General features: G+C 64.0%; 2 protein-coding genes. Both read left to right on the forward strand.

Annotation, left to right across the window (positions count from 1 at the left end; all coding sequences use genetic code 11):
- The first annotated feature begins 4 nt into the window (after window positions 1-4).
- A complete protein-coding gene (locus HYR72_14725; protein MBI1816229.1) occupies window positions 5-1,948 on the forward strand; it encodes a sulfatase in 1,944 nt (647 codons plus the stop codon).
- 141 nt (window positions 1,949-2,089) lie between these two features.
- On the forward strand, window positions 2,090-15,529 hold the full coding sequence (locus HYR72_14730; protein ID MBI1816230.1) for a hypothetical protein: 13,440 nt from the start codon (window positions 2,090-2,092) through the stop codon (window positions 15,527-15,529).
- The last annotated feature ends 255 nt before the right edge of the window (window positions 15,530-15,784 follow it).

Consider the following 15,784-nt stretch of genomic DNA (forward strand, 5'->3'; position numbering starts at 1 on the left):
GGTCATGAGAGTGGCCGAACGGCTTCGACTTGCGGGTGCGGTCGGGGTGGTCGGTGGCCTCGTGCTCGGCGCGCGCGAAGCCCTGGTGGCTGCGCAAGCCAATGCGTTTGTGCAGCCCGGTCAGTATCTCGCACTGTATCTTTCAGTTCCGATACTCGCGTGGATGGTGTTGGCCGTCGCGTTGCTGGTGCCCATGGCGCTGCTGCCGCTTGCTCGGACGCCGCGGCGAGCATTCTCGCTGTTCGCGGTCGTCCTCGGTTTCGCGGGCGGGCTGTCGATCGCATGGCCGTGGTGCAACGCTGTGACCGATCGTCTCCGCGACGTTGGTGAAGCCGCCAACTGGCGAGTGACCGCGGCGGTGTGGGTAACGGCGCTTGGGCTTGCCGGCGGAGCCGCGGCGGTGATTGGCGCGGCGGCGGCATGGTACGCGGCGCGCGTGGCGCGACCGTTCCACTTCCTTTCGCGCTGCGCGTTGTTGGCGGCGCTACTCCTGCTCTGGCCGCCGCTGCGGTTCTTTGCGACTGATTGGGTGTGGGGCGTCGCCACGCACTCCTCGGCACCGCCGCTGCCGAGTCAGCCGAACATTGTGTTGATTTCGATCGACACGCTGCGGGCCGATCATCTCGGTTGCTACGGCGACACCCATGGCCTGACGCCCCACCTCGATCACTTCGCACACGAGGGCGTGCTGTTCGAGCAGACGATCACGTCGGCGCCGTGGACGTTGCCGGCGATGGCGTCGCTGTTCACGGGGCAGAACCCGCACCATCACGGAGCCGGCGTCATTACCAACCGGCGCGATCCGCTCGGTCGTTCCGCATTGCCTGCGGAAGGGTGGCGATTGACGACGGCTCTGCGGGACCGTGGCTACCGAACGCAAGCGATCGTCACCAATCCTTATCTCGCCTTGCGCTACGGTCTCGGCTCGGGCTTCGATGGCTATGAGAACGTGACGATCGAGTCGGAAGCGTTCTTGGCCTTCAGCGACACGACTGCGGTGCGATTGTTGCGTTGGCGGTGGCCGGATCTCATCGTCGGCGATCGCGGCGAGACCGTCAGCGACCGCGGCGTGCGCTGGCTCACGCGCAACAGCCAGGGGCCGTTCTTTCTGTGGCTGCACTACATCGATCCTCATCCACCCTACAGCCGCGCTGGCGTGACGCACCACAAGAGCTTCCGGGGCGACACGTCGTTTGCCAGCGATGGCCGCGACCCGGCGCCGTTCGCGCTCACGTCGCCTGATGTCGCGCGGCTCCGCAGCGGCGAGATTCGACTCAGCGCGGAACAGAAGGAAGCTGTGCGCGATCTCTACCGAGCCGAAGTGGCGAGTGTCGACGCAGCCGTAGGGCAGGTGCTGGCCGCGCTCGATGCGCAGGGTTTGCGCGAGCGGACGCTGGTGGTCGTAGTCGCCGACCATGGCGAGGAGTTCTGGGAACACGGCGGTGTCGAGCATGGACACACGGTGTACGAGGAATTGATTCACGTGCCGTTGTTGATCCGCTGGCCGGGCCATCTGCCGGCGGAAACCCGGGTTGCGCCGGTGGTACGAATCGTCGACGTGGCACCGACGATTCTGGATTTGCTCGGCATCGCCCCGCCATCTGATCTCGACGGCGCGACGCTCCGCGGCTTGACGCAGGCACCTGCGGTTCCGACCGAGGGACGACTCGCCCTGGTCGAGAACATGCTGTTTGCCGAAGAGCGAAGCGGTCTACGTACCGATCAGTTCAAGTACGTGCGCTGGGAGAACGGCAAGGAAGAGGTCTATTGGCTCGCCAACGACCCGCATGAGCAGCGCGATCTGGCGGGGAATAGGGAGGCGATAAAGCCACTGCGCGAGTTGCACATGCCGCTCGCGGGCACCACCGCGCTCGCGCCGCGAGGCACAGCGCCCGTGGATGATGGTGGCGCCGAAGCGGCGCTGCGCGCCCTCGGCTACCTCCGTTGAGTCTGCTCCGGTCAATCAGTTGATGTAGGCCGGTCTGTGATTTGTTCTTGACACAACCTCGCCCCAAGGATTAAGAGCGCAAACAGAATCACGCAGCACAACAGGTCGATTCGCCGGTTGCTTCTTTCGGGGGGAGAGATCATGGCGCATTCGGAAGCTTTCGCAGTTCGCAGTCGGACGTTGAGGCTGATTGCCAGTGGTGCGTTCGCGCTGTTGGCAGTCGCGTTTGTTGCCGCCAACATCATCGATCTACGCCGAGCCTTTGCGAGTACGAACACGATCACGTCGAGTGGTCCCGATACGCTGGGACGTGGTCTGCAGGATGTCTATCACGTTGTCCTGAGCGATCCGGCGCCCGCCAGTGGGCTGCAGATTACACTCGCGACTTCGAACGCTGTCGACTGCGTCGTCGCCCCGTCCGAATTCAGCGTCGGCCAAACTCCCTTGACGATCACCGTACCGGCGAATCACCGGCGACGGACCTTTGTGGTGCAGACCTTGCCCGGCGGCAGTGGCAACAACTGCACGATCACCATCACGCAGACCTCGCCCGCTGGATGGAGCGGCGATCCGCTGAACGTCGCGGTTGTGCCGGCCGCGCTGCGGGTGCGTGGGTTGGCGCGCACCATCGGCAATCGCGCGCGCGACGACGGCTTCTACGTCGAAACGGGTGTCCCGGGTAGCGGTCGTCACCTGCGCTTCGTGCAAGGCGTGAGTCGAGGTACCGACGCGGTGCCGGTCAAGTTATGCAGCGCGCAGCCAGCGATCGGAACGATCGTCGACAAGGCCGGTGTCGATAACCCGGCGACGCAGGGTGATCCGGTCGGGCAGGGGTGTGAAGACAACGTGATCACCCCGCCGTATGCACGCACGGTGCCGAATGACCTCCAGTTCGACCCCGATCCCAACGGTACTAACCAAACCGGCGACGTGACGGTCACCGCGACCGCGACGGGATTCTCGACCGATACGCGCACCGTGACCGTGCGGGCTTCGGCTGTGACTATCCGCGGCGTCGATGACCTCGGCGAAGGCTTGCAGGACGGGTATACGGTTGCGTTGAGCGACGCGGCAACAGCCGCGCAGACGGTGACGGTGTGTTCGTACGCGGCAGCCGACTTGAACACACCGAGCACCGCGGTGTGCGCGGTGGCGGCGACCGAAAATAGTCTCGGAAAGAGTTGCGTCGATCGCCAGGTACCACAGGGACGCTATCGCGCCGAGTTCGTCGTGCAAGGCGTGCTCAGTGGCGAGTGCGTGGTCCGCGCGACCGCCGGCGGATACGGCAGCGACGACAAGCCGATCAGCGTGGTGCAGCCGGCACTGCGGATCCGGCAATTGCCCGGAGCAATCGGACAGTTCGAGCGCAACGCGCCGATCTTCGTCGATCTCGGTGTGCCGGGAGAGCACCGCGTGCTGCGCTCGGTGCAGCAATGGCGCAAGGGCCTCGAGACCGAGGCGGCCCGTGCACCGCTCACCGTCACCGTCTCCAGCGATGCCAAGATGTTCGGTACCATCGTCGACAAGACCGGTACAGACAACGGCGACGACGGTGCGGAGACCGCCAATGTCCAGCCGGCGGCATCGCGGACTGTGCCCGGTGATTTGCAATTCGATCCGAAGCAGGGGCGCGACGAACCCGTGTTGGTGACCGCCACGGCAACCGGGTTCATCAAGGCCGAGAGAGAGATCAGCGTTCAGGCGGCGACCCTGCAGATCACCGGTCAGCACGACGAGATCGGCGCCCGTTTGCAGGAGGACTTCACCGTGCATCTGCGGTCGGCCGCCGGGCATGCGGCGACGCAAGTGACCATCGAGTCGACCACCACGGCAGTGTGCTTGGTGTCCGCGACAGCGAACACCGTGCCGACCATCGACTCCAACACACAGAAAAATGAGATTGTGCGCCTCGTCGGGACGAACGAAGACAGTGCGGACTTCGTCGTCCATGCGCTCGACAATGCGGCGGGTGGAACGTGCACGATCACCGCGCGTGCCGATCTGTTCGCGTCGGACGAGAAGAATATCGACGTGGTCGCACCGGGCATCCAAATCCGCGAACTGCGGCGCAATGTGCCGTTAGCTTCGAGCGGCGAAGGATTCTTCGTCGAAGTGGGCGTTCCGAACAGTCAGGCCACCGCATTGAAGTTCACCCAGCGCGTACGTAAAGGTACCACCGACGTGCCGACGAAGGTGTGCAGCGAGAAGCCCACCGTTGGTGTCATCAAGAAGCTGGGCGTGGATCACGCGCCCGCACTCGACGATCCGCTGGGTCAGTCCTGCGAGGACGACAGCATCCGCCAAGCCTTCTCCCGCAATGTGCCGAACGACCTCGAGTTCGTTCCGACCGGTCTCGGCTCTTCGCTGGTGACGGTCACGGCGCCGGATTTCCTGACTATGGATAAGGCCGGGCGCATCGAGGTCACGGTAACCGGTCCGGCGATTCGACTCGTCGCGCCGCCGCAGTTGGGTTCGAATCTCCAAGCGGGGGGTGAGGTGCACCTGACGCAAGTCGCCGGCACCGGCGGCGTGCAAGTCACGATCACCAGCAGCGATACCGATCGCTGTCGATTGGCGCCGAACGCGTCGACGGCGGGATCGACTAGCCCGTTGGTGGTAACGGTGAGCGACGGCAACGATACGGCTGAGTTCGTCGTCGCCGCGCAGGGCGGTCTCGACGGCGTGACGTGTACGCTGACCGCAACTGCCGCGAGCGGCTATTCGTCGGACGAATGGACTATCGAGATTGTGCAGCCCGGGCTGCAGATCGTTGACCTCGATCCGACCCTGAGCACCACGACGCCACCGTCGTCGTTGACGGTGCAGATCGGCGTGCCGGGCGGGCACGATCATCGACTGCGCGCGGTGCAGGCGCTGCGCCTCGATGACACGCAAGTGCTGCAAGTGAAGGTAACAGTGTGCACCGAAGACAAGAACGTGGTGCGCATCACCGATGGGACGTTGGAGCCGGCCGACCCCGGCTATCCGAATCGCGAGTGCTATTCCAAGTTCATCAACGAAGGCGAATCGCAAGTTGTGTTCGCCCTCGAAGTGCGTGGCGTGGGCCGCACCGTATTGACGGCGGGCGCCCCCGGTTTTGTAGTGACCGATCGCGCTGAACGTCCGGTGCGTGTTTCGCAAGCCTCGGTGAACCTCAACCCGCCGGCGCATTTGGGTTGGAATCTCGAAGATGTTGCGCACGTGGTCATGAGCAACGACGACGGCAATACCATCACCGTGGTGGCCGCAACGCCGGATGTCTGCCGGGTGTCGACGAGTGCGTCGATCCTCGGTGCCGACGTACCGAACAACAATGTCGTGCTCTCGATCGCGGCGGGCAAGCGCTCGGCGTCCTTCTTCGTTCAGGCGCTCACGCAAGTGACGGAGATCGGCACCTGCACGCTCAACGTGTCGGGAATCGGCATCGAAGCGTTCTCGCAGGATGTCGAGTTACGTCCGTCGCGGCTGCGAATCCACGGTCTGCCAAGTAAAATTGGCTCGCAGGCGAACAACGAACCGTTCTTCGTCGAAATCGGTCCCGAGAACCCGAACAATCCCGATGCCGTCGTGACCAATCGTCAGAACCGCGACAGCATCGCCAGTGCGCAGGCGCTGCGGCCGGGCGCGGGCGCGCGGACCGTGCAGGTGTGCAGCTCAGTCGCGACGGTTGGCAAGATTCGCGACCCCGAAGTGCCGCACACGACTGCGGCGTGCGCCGACTCGACGATCGAGGAGGCGGACAGCCAGACCCCCGACTTCCAATTCGATCCTGGCGACGATGGTACGACCGTCGTCGACGCCAGTGTGCCCACCGATCCTTTGATCGAAACGACGCAAGAGACGGTGCGCGTCAGCGCCGTCAGTTTGAGCATTCGCGGTTCCAATGCGGTTGGAGTGAAGCTGCAGGATACCTTCCACGTCCGACTCGGGAAGAACGCGCAGCCCAACGGTGTCCAAGTCACCGTGCAAGCGTCACCGAGCCGATTGTGCACGGTGGCGTACCTCAACGGATCGCAAGACCCGCTGATCCCGCCCGACATCACGCAGGTAGTCTTCACCATTGCCGAGGGCGAGCGGAAGGGTGACTTCCTAGTCCGCGGCGTCGCCGCATCACTCGATGATGACGATACCTGTCATCTCACCGCGACCGCCACCGGCTTCAATTCGGACGACGACTACATCACGGTGAACACCCCAACGTTCAAGATTGTCGGCCTCGACGACACGGTGTCGACTCTCGATGATCCGGATCGCTTCGAAGTGCGCACCGGTCTGCTCGACGGCAAGAAGTTCGATCGCCAAGGTGTGCAGTTGGCAACGACGGTGAAGGCCTGCGTCGATGAGCCCGGCATCGGCATCATCACTGGCGGGGCGCCGGTCACTGGCGAACCGAGTTGCCAAAGCGCCGTGATTGCCGCCGGCGCCGACGCGACGAAAGCGTTCTCGCTGAAGGCGCTGGCCGCGTCGCCGCCGGACGTCTGCGTAACCATCTCGGCGGATGGGTTCGACTCGGTCCAGAAGTGCGTCGAGGTCAATGCCGCCAAGACTCGCATCCGCAATGGTTCATCGGATCTCGGTGCAGGATTGCAAGACGAGTTCACGCTCGTGCTGAGTCAAGAAGCCACGGCCGATCTGGATGTGAACGTGTGTGTCGCACCGCAGGGATTGGGCCAGGTCTGTGAAGTCGCGCGCACGCGCGGTGAGAACGGCGCGAACTGCGTCACGGTCACCGTTCATCAAGACAAACGCGAGCGCAACTTCTGGGTGCAAGGCATCGAGGCCACGACCGGCGACTGTGCGTTGACCGCCACACCAGTGGGCAACACGCAGTATGCGATTGGCACCCGCACCATCGAAGTCGTCAATCCGGCGTTCCAGATCGACGATCTGCGCTCACGCCACGCCGCGACGGATTCGCCCGATCATTTCAAAGTCGAGATCGGTGTGCCGGATGACCACAATCGCCGTCTCTCCGCTGTGCAGGAGTTGCGATTCAACACGCGCCCCGGCGCCGTCGCCACTGTCATGCCCGTGGCGTGCAGCAGCGATACCTACGTCGGGCCGGTGACCGGTGGCGCGGCGGATGCCACTGATCCGACGCACTGCCGCAAGGGCACGATCTACCAAGAACGCTCCGAGACGTCGGAGTTCGCTTTTGATCCGGAGCACGACGGCGACACGTTCGTCTACGTGCGCGAGGTCAACGGCTACGACCCGACCGATGCGGCGACCGTCCACGTCAGGGTCGGCAGCAACTTCCTCATCCTGACGGTGCCGGATGTCGGAGCCGGATTGCAGGACGATGCGACGATCGCGCTGAGCCGGGTTGCCGGCATCAACGGCGTCGCGGTCACGATCACCAGCGACACGCCGGCCAACTGCGTGGTGGCCGCCGATGCCTTCACAACTGGTGCTGGCAGCGTGGCGGTGACGGTGCTCGAAGGCGATCGCAGTGCGTCGTTCGTTGTCGCGGGGCTCGAAGGGCGCGCGAATACGGATTGTCGCTTGCGCGCCACTACGCCCAATTTCATCGGCGATCAGAGTGACAGCCAGGTGGTCGACTTCGGCGTCCAGATTGTCGGGCTCGACTCGACCAAGAGCACGACCGAGCCACCCGATCCGTTCGACGTGCAACTGGGAATTCCGGCGGACCGCGTCAGCCACGTGCAGGCGGTTCGCAGCGGGGCGCCGGCCACAGTGCCGGTGCAGGCGTGCAGCAGCAAGACGCAATACGGCACCATCGGCGGCGCAGCCTGTCAGGCGGCGAACATCGCCGCCGAACACGCCGCCGCGACGTTCCAGTTCGTGGTGGTCGCCGCCGGGTGTACGCAAGTGACGGCGACCGGTGGAACCGGCAGCGACTCGCAACGCGTGTGCATCCGCCAGACCGCGGTGAAGTTGATCGGCCCGCAGCCGATTCATGGCGTCGACTTCATCGGCAGAGAACTCGAACGCAAGTATCAAGTGCAGACGAACGTGCTGTCGGGTCTGAACGTCACCATCGCCATCGACTCCGATCCGGCGGGCGCGTGTCTGGTGTCGACCGCGGCCAACGTCGTTGGCAGCAGCGTGCCGCAAGTCGTGGCAATTCCAGCGGGCAAGAACAGTGTGGATATCTACGTCCAAGGCGTGGCCTACGGCCAGTGCGTGCTGAGTGCCTACGGGAACAATTTCTCCACGGTCGAACGCCAGATCGTCGTGGTCCAGCCGCGCCTCAAGCTGCGCCATCTGCCGGCCAAGATCAGCGTGCAGGCACGCAACCGGCCGTTCTTCGTCGAGATCGGTCCGGCGAATCCCAACTTGGTGCCGCGCGATTTCAATCACGACAACCGCCACGGCATCGTGGAACCGCAGTTGGTGTACCCCGGCGTCGCGTCGCCGGGTAAGCTCGTGCAAGTGTGCAGCAGCAAGCCGGCGGTGGGCAAGATCGTCGATCCCGAAAGCGCGGCAACGGGTGCATGTGCGGACTCGTACATCCCGGTGACTGAAGGCGCGACGCCCGATTTCCAGTTTGACCCGGTCGACGAAGATGCCAACGATGACAACACCACCGATGTGACGGCGACTAGTACTGATGTGATCGAGACCAAGATGACCGTGCGAGTCAGCCTCACGGCTCTCGCCATCAACGTCGCCGATGTTCTCGGCGCCACGCTGCAGGACACCTACAACGTCGAGTTGGGCCGGCCGGCTCCAACCGGCAACACGCAAGTGACGCTAGTTGCCAAGCCGGACTACGTCTGCACGCTCGTCGGGGGCACCTCGGTTCCCGATGGCACGCAGTTGGTGGTGACGGTGCTGGACGGCAAACGCCGTGGCGACTTTGCGCTCAAAGGTGTGACGGCCGACCCTGACCACCTGTGTCACCTCAGTGCGACCGCGTCGGGCAGCGAACCCGCCGAAGCGGATGTGCAGATCGTGCCGCCAGCGCTGCGGATTGTGCGGCTCGATCGCGAGGTCTCGACGTTCGACGATCCCGATCCGTTTGTCGTCCAGACCGGCGCGCGCCACCCGGACAACCCGAATCGTTTCGAACAGCAGTTCGTTACCGCGGCCACGGACGTGAAAGCCTGCGTCGACGATACGACGAAGGGCGAAGTCCTCGGCGGCGTGGCAGTCGTTGGCGAACCCAATTGTCGCAAGGACAGCGTCGCGATTCTGACCAACGAGACGCGCGCCTTTGCGCTCAAGCCGAAAGCGGAACCGCAGGTGTGCGTCACCGTGTCGGCGACTGGCTTTGACGGCCAGCAGGTGTGCGTGGACATCAATGCCAGCAATATCCGGCTGCACGCGCCAGATCTGATAGGTGCCGGCTTAGAGGACGATGCCTCCCTGACGCTGGGGCGCAAGGCCCCTGCCAACCTGCTCATCCGTGTGAAGGTCGCCGACGCCAGCGTCGGTCGCTGCGAAGTCTCGGCGCAAGAAAATCAGAACGGCGCCAACTACATCGATCTGCCGGTCGACCAGGATCGCCGCAATGCGAAGTTCTGGATTCAAGGCGTCGAGGGGCAGATGGGTGAGTGCGCCCTCGAAGCCTTTGAGATCGGCACCTCGTATTTCCATACCGGGCATCGTTCGATCGATGTCGCCACAGGTGCGTTCCAGATCAGCGACCTGAAGGGCCGCCACGGCAGCCTCGATCCCGATGATCAGTTTGTGGTCGAGATCGGCGTGACCAACGACAACCTGCGTCACCTCGTGACCGTCCAGGAACTGCGCTACAACACCCGCGCCGGTAACCGCCCGTACCTGACACCCTACGTGTGCGCGAAGGCGACGACGACGATTCCGCCAGTGCCGGGCGTGGTGGTTGGTGGCTTGGTCGATGGCGGCGATGCCGACTGTCGTATCGGCATGATCAACCAGCTCGACTCCGGCACCTCGCAGTTCTCCTTCGATTCACTCGCCGCCGGTGAAGTCGACGTCTACATCCGGCAGATCAACGACTTGATCCCGACCGATGCTGCATCGAAACACGTGATTGTCTCGGACACGAACCTCGCGATCGTCGGACCCGATTGGCTGGGCAACGGGCTGCAGGATGACTACCACATCCGCTTGGGCAAGAAGGCAACCAGCGACGTCGACGTCACGCTGACTGTGAACGCGGCGAGCACCACGATGTGTCGCGTGGCGCAAGATCCGTTCAGCGCGAATCAGACCGTCATCCACGTCTACATTTTGAAAGGCGAACAGCGGGGGACGTTTGAACTCCGCGGCCTTGCCGAAGGCGCGTGCGCGTTGCAAGCCGTGGCGACGGGATACAAGACGGATGACGAGACCATCGACATCCGGCCGCCGGCGCTGGCGATCACCGACCTGCCGCCGACGCAGACCGTCGGCAATGCTGACAACCGGTTCACGGTCGAAATCGGTGTCGCCAATGAAGCGCGGCGTAATCTGCGGTTCCAACAACAGTTGTCTTACGGCGGCAGCGGCCAGCGCATCGAAGCGTGCAGCAGCATCGCCACAGTAGGCAGCGTTGTCGGCGGCGATCCGCATCCGGACCCGCTGAAGACCAATTGCCGGTCGACCGTGATCGCAGCCGGCGAAGATGAAACCGATGTGTTCCTATTCCACCCGAACACGCAGGGCGATACGGTCGTTACGGTTGCGTGCATCGACGCCAACGGCGTGATGACCGACAACTGTGACACCGTCGATGCCGGCAGTCGGAACGTCCATGTGGTGCAAGCCGGCATCACGATTTCCGGAGCGGCGCTGCTCGGCGCCGGTTTGCAAGACAACTACGCCGCCGTGCTCGGGACGCCGGCGCCCAGCGCTGGAGTTAGTGTCACCATCAGCAGCGCCACCCCGAATCGTTGCAAAGTGGCGCATACGTTCCTCGAAGACGGGGTCACCGCGCTGGCGCCGATCCTTGTGACCAAGGGGCATTCGCGTGCCGAGTTCGTCGTGCAGGGCGTGCAGTACGAAATGGGCGAGTGCCGCATCGTCGCCACTGCCCCACTCTATGTCCAAGGCGAACGCTCAATTGACATCCAGCTCCCAGCACTCGCGATCCATGGTCTGAAGCAACGCCACGGCGCGCAAGATGCCGACGATGACATACGCGTGAAGGTCGGGGTGCCGATGCACAACCGCACGTGTGTGCGGCGTCTGTGCCAGCCGGTCGCCATCAATGGCGGGCTCACCGTCGATGCGTGCAGCAGCGACCCCGGGTTCGGGGCGATCAAGGGCGGCACCGTCCTCGACTCGAAGTGCGACCGGACGACCATCGCGAAGGGTCAGTGCGAGACCAACGCCTTCGCCTTCGATTCACTGACCGCCGGCGACACGACTGTGTACGTGACCTCGCCGATGATCAGCGAGAATGTCGACTGCGACACCATCCCCGTCCACATCGTCAACGCGGCGTTGAGTCTGAATGGACCCGACGCGGTGGGGATCGATTTGCAAGACAACTTCCGCGCGGTCTTCAGCACCGCACCGCCGGCTGGCAGCCATGTCTTCGTGAACTTCAGCGGCGCGTGTACGGTCGCGCAATACGAAGCGGGGCCGCCGATCGGTCCGTTGCCGACCCCGCAACTGCTCACGCTCACCGTCCCCTCCAGTCGGGCCCGAGTGGAGTTCTGGGTGCAAGGCTTGGCGCCTGGCGGCGCGTGTGAGATCAGCATCACCACCGACGCGTCCGGATTCAACAGCGACACCGAGATCATCGATATCCCAACGCCGGGCGTACGCATTCGTGGCCTCGACACCACGCGCTCGACCGCTGCACGTGACGAACCTTTCAACGTCGACATCGGGGTGGCCGAAGACGATGAGACCAACCTCGACACCGTGCAAGAAGTGCGGCCGCACAGTACGGCGTACCCGCTGACACTGGTAGGGAGCAAGCGCGGGGTGCCGCTGAAGGTCTGCAGCAGCGACACCGCCGTCGGCACCATCGTCGGCGGGACGACGAGCGGCAACTGTTCGCGCGGACTCGTCGAACAACTTCATTCCAACACGGCAACCTTCGCCTTCCACTCGGGTACCACGGCTGATGTGACGACGGTGTACGTGGCGGAAGACGGCGAAGCGTTGATCCTCACCGATGCGTCAAGCCGGGATGTGCAAGTGGCGGCGGACACCGTCAACATCACCGGACCGAGTGCGCTCGGCGCGGGACTGCAAGACGGCTATCGCGCGGTCTTGACCAAGGCCGCCGCGGCGGCCGGCAGTGTCACCCTCCGCAGCCTGACGCTGGCTACGTGTATCGTGTCGGCGAGTGAGGTGACCGAGGGCGGTGAGTACGCGACCGTTCCGATAGGCGCCGGTCACACCGGGGCGGACTTCTTCATCCAAGCCTTGGAAGGCGTGGAAGGGCCTTGCGATGTCACCGCAACGGCGAGCGCCGCACTCGGCAGTTTCGTCGTCGGCGAGCGGATCATCGATGTCCAGACGCCGGCAATACGAATCATCAATCTCGACACGTCGCTGTCATCGACGGCGGCGGATGATCCGTTCAACGTCGAGATCGGTTTGGCGCGCGAAAGCCATTCGACGTTGGCGGTAGCGCAAGCGGCGCGGGCGCGCACGACGGGCGGCGGCGTGCCGGTGACCGTCTGCACCGAAGACGACAAAGTCGGCGACATCGTCGTCGGTGGCGTCGACTACAAGTGCATCAGCGTGACTATCGCCGCGAAGAAGAGCCGCACGGATGACGGCGTGCTCAAGTTCAACCCGATCGGTAACGGCGTGGGTGGCAAGGCGACCACCACCGTGACTGCGACGGCGATCGGCTTCGATCCGACCGACGCCGCCAGCAAGGACGTCGTGGTGTCGAACAACGTCACTCGCATCGGCGGTGTCGACACGCTCGGGTCCAGCCTCGAGGATCAGTTTACGTTGAGCATCGCCAAAGCGCTCACCGGGGCGACGCTGTTCACCGTAACCAGCAGCACGCCGAACCTCTGCACCGTCTCGGGCAGTGAAACGGTGGCTGGGATTGATCATGTCGACCTCACCATCCCTTCGGGGCGCACGCGTGCGTACTTCTTTGTGCACGCGCAAGACGATCAGACCGGGACGTGCAAGCTGTCCACCAGCACCGCAGCCGTCGGCGTGACGCCGGCGCAGGTCGAGATCCGGATTGTCACGCCCGGCCTGCGGATTCAGGATCTGGCGGGGAGCATCACGACGACGGCGGCCAACGACTCATTCATCGTGCAGACGGGTGTGCCGTCCAACAGTCTGCGCACGCTCAGCGACGTGCAAGAACGCCGTGCTGGTGCAGCGAACCTCACCGTCACAGCGTGTTCGACGGACCCGACGAAGGCCAAGATCACTACGGCTGGCGGAACCGCGCCCTGCGGTACTGCACTGATCGGAGCCAACAAAGACCAGACCGCGACCAACGATCTCGCATTGCATCCGGAGGCTGGCGGTGGCCCGACCACCGTCCGCGCCGAGGCGACGGGCTTCATCTCGACCGATGCGGCGAGCAAGGACGTGATGGTCAGTCAACAAGTCATCAACATCACCAGCTCGAACAACGTCACGGCGATCGGTGCGGGATTGCAGGACACGTTTACCGTGAAGCTCAGCACCCGTGCAGCAACCGGTGGTCTTGGCGTGACGGTGACGAGTCTGACCCCAACCATTTGTTTGGTGGCGAAGGATGTCTCCACCGCCGGCGTCGCCACCACGCCGTACAGTTACGGCCTCACCGTGGCTGGTGGACACTACTCGGTGAACTTCGCCATTCAAGCACTGGAAGGGGTCAGCGGTGTGTGCCGGGTCAGCGCGAGTCAGACCACCGGCACGGGCTACAGCCCCGACGAGTTCAGCGTCAACGTGGGCGCCGGCGGTTTCCGCATTCGCAGTCTCGACCCGACCACCACCAGCAATGCTGCCAATGACAGCTTCTTCGTCGATGTCGGCGTTCCGAAGGACAGTCTGAGCGATGTGCGCTGGGTCCAGAGCGTCCGCGCCGGCGCACCACAAGCGCTGTCGGTGGAAGTGTGCAGCAGCAACTCCGCCGCTGGATTGATCGCCAGCACGTCCGGATCGCCCGCCCAATGCAAGACGGTCACGATCGCTCAGGGTAGCTCGGCGACTGCTACCAACGTCGTCCAGTTTGATGCGCAGGGCAACGGCACCGCAGAACTCTCGACGACGGTGGACGCGCACGCCACTGGCTTCATCACCACCGACGCCGGATCGATCGATGTCGTCGTGGCTGGCGTGTCGCTCTCGTTCGACGACACCGGGCTCGACCGAGTGGGTGCGGGACTGATGGATACCTTCAAGGTGGTATCGAGTAAGGACGCGATCGGTGATCAGACCGTGACCGTCACCTCGCTCACGACCAACGTGTGCCTGGTTGCCCCTGACGAGGCCACCACGCCCGCGCCAACCGCGCCGGTGGTGATCAAGTCGGGTAATCGTTCGAGGACGTTCGAGATCATCGGTCTCGAGAACGTTCAGGGAGCGTGTCGCCTGACCGCGGTCGCCAGCGGCATGTCCGACGGCTTCGGGGAGTACGATATCGTCCCAGCCGCACTTCGCATCCGTAATCTGTCGACGAGCAAGACCATCGGCGCCGCCGATGATGCCTTCAACGTCGACGTTGGCGTCGCCAAGGCGGATCTGAGCAGCCTCCAAGGAACGCAAAAGGTTCGCACCGCTTCGACGGGAACCGTGATCACGGTGTGCTCGAGTTCGCCGACCCTGGGGAGTGTCGTCAACGGAGGACCGGCCGCACCAGGGTGTGCCACGACCACGATCTACGCGGGCGCGTACACCGACGCGACACTGAAGTTCCGTACGGGAACCGGCAGTGCCACGACGACGGTGGATGCGTCGGCTCCGAATGATATCACCACCGACGCCGGCTCGGTCGACGTGAGCGTCAGCGGCACCGTGTCGCTGGCGATCAAGAGCACCTCCACCGCTGTCGGTGCGGGTCTGCAGGACGGGACGTTCTACGTTCAAGCCGGCGCGACGGCGACCGGTACGATAAGCCTCAGTGTGACCAGTCTCACGCCCGGCTTGTGCGTCGTCGCATCCAACGGGACGACGGTCGGTAGCGCGTCTCCAGCATCGGTGACGCTCAACGCGGGCACCAGCATCTCCAACTACTTCTGGGTTCAGGCGATCGAAGGAGTAGTCGGCAGTTGTCAGCTCAGCGTGACGGCAAGCGGCTACGCACCTGGCAGCGGGGTTGCCGACATCGTCAAGCCCGCGCTCCGCGTGGTGAACTTGGCGTCGAGTATGGTCTACACAGCAGCCAACGATCCCTTCAACGTGCAGGTTGGTGTCGCCACGTCCGACAAATCCGATCTGCTCTTCGTCCAGCAAGTTCGCTGGGGCAATGTCGCCGGGTTTGATTTTACCGTCAGCAACACCGCCGTGTCGGTAGCGGATCTGCTCTCGACGATTCCGCCGTCACCCGGGGACGTGGTGACGGGCCGGATACTCCAGGGTGAATCGCAGACCGCCGAAGGCCAACTGCAGTTCCATCCGGGGGCTGCCGGCGGCACGACAGTGACCGCGAGCAATCCCAATTTCACGACCACCGCCGCCGGCACTGTCAACGTATCGCTGACCAGCGGTGGTGGCGGCGGTGGCTGCTGAGTCTCGCAGCGGGCGGGGAGGGCAGGCAGCTCCCCGCCCGCATCACTTCGACCGCGATCTCTTCATCATCGTCCATACCGCGCCGCCGCAAAGTGTCGTGTCGCGTAAATGTCGGCGATAGGCGATCTTTTCTGAGGCGTAGGGGCGATGCATGCATCGCCCTCCGTGTTTCTCCGCGGTGGACGTCAATTCGCGGGCGACGTATGCGTCGCCCCTACAGGGAACCGGGAGTGCTTCGTCGCTCGTTCCTACCAA

It is taken from the genome of Deltaproteobacteria bacterium, from assembly GCA_016178705.1.
Lineage (GTDB): Bacteria > Desulfobacterota > Binatia > HRBIN30 > JACQVA1 > JACOST01.